1 protein-coding gene is annotated in these 272 nt (G+C 59.2%); it reads left to right on the top strand.

Annotation, left to right across the window (positions count from 1 at the left end; all coding sequences use genetic code 11):
* On the top strand, positions 1 to 254 hold a 254-nt coding region (locus tag AC0L3B_RS39500; RefSeq protein ID WP_473383237.1), incomplete at its 5' end, for a hypothetical protein.
* Between the last annotated feature and the right edge of the window lie 18 nt (positions 255 to 272).

A 272-nucleotide genomic window follows, 5' to 3' on the forward strand; every position in this document is an offset into this window, starting at 1 on the left:
GCCCGATTGCTGCCAAGCGCCTGCGCTTGGCCAAACTGCACATTGATGAAGCTGATGCACAGCTGCAGAGTGCCAGCGATGTGCATGAAATCGAGCGCCGCTTAAGCGATACCGTGGCGCATTGTGCGCAAAGCCTGAAAATCCTCGAAACCCGGCGTGAGCATGTGGGGCAGTTGCTGCGAGGCGCTCGAACAACGGCACATCCGGCTTGCCAAGGCGCAGGTGATCGTACAGCGCAACGATATTGCGGCTGAAACCGTCGGCCTTCTGCT

Source organism: Bradyrhizobium sp. Kon56 (assembly GCF_055807635.1).